This window comes from Pseudomonas laurentiana, from assembly GCF_014648275.1.
Lineage (GTDB): Bacteria > Pseudomonadota > Gammaproteobacteria > Pseudomonadales > Pseudomonadaceae > Aquipseudomonas > Aquipseudomonas laurentiana.
The window spans coordinates 1-568 of sequence record NZ_BMQU01000171.1; the positions used below are offsets into that span (position 1 = coordinate 1).

The 568-nt window shown below is 38.2% G+C and carries 1 protein-coding gene; it reads right to left on the minus strand.

Going from position 1 to position 568, the window contains the following annotated elements; translation table 11 throughout:
* On the minus strand, positions 1-568 hold a 568-nt coding region (gene bchL / locus IE038_RS25720), incomplete at both ends, for a ferredoxin:protochlorophyllide reductase (ATP-dependent) iron-sulfur ATP-binding protein (RefSeq protein ID WP_189396438.1).

The following is a 568-nucleotide window of genomic DNA, read 5'->3' on the forward strand; positions in this document are numbered from 1 at the left end:
TCAAATAAGGTTTTTCCTTTGACCCTCGAAACTCGAATATCTTCAATAAGAGGTAAGACTTCTATTACGGGCATTGGACAGGCTTCTACATATTTATTGATAAGATCTCTTTTAGATGTGCGATTTCCAACCAAACCTGCTAATCGGAGTGGATGTGTACGAGCTTTTTCCCTTATAGAAGCAGTAATACGATTAGCTGCAAATAATGCATCAAATCCATTATCTGTAATAATGAGACAGTAATCTGCATAGTTCAACGGAGCAGCAAAACCTCCACAAACCACGTCACCCAATACATCAAATAAGATTATATCATATTCGTAAAATGCATTTAATTCTTTTAACAATTTCACAGTCTCTCCTACCACATATCCCCCGCATCCAGCACCTGCAGGCGGCCCCCCAGCTTCCACACAATCTACCCCTCCATAACCTTTATGAATGACATCTTCGGACCAAATATCCTCATAATGATAATCTTTGGACTGCAAAGTATCTATAATTGTAGGTATCAAAAATCCTGTAAGAGTAAAAGTACTATCATGTTTGGGATCACATCCAATCTGTA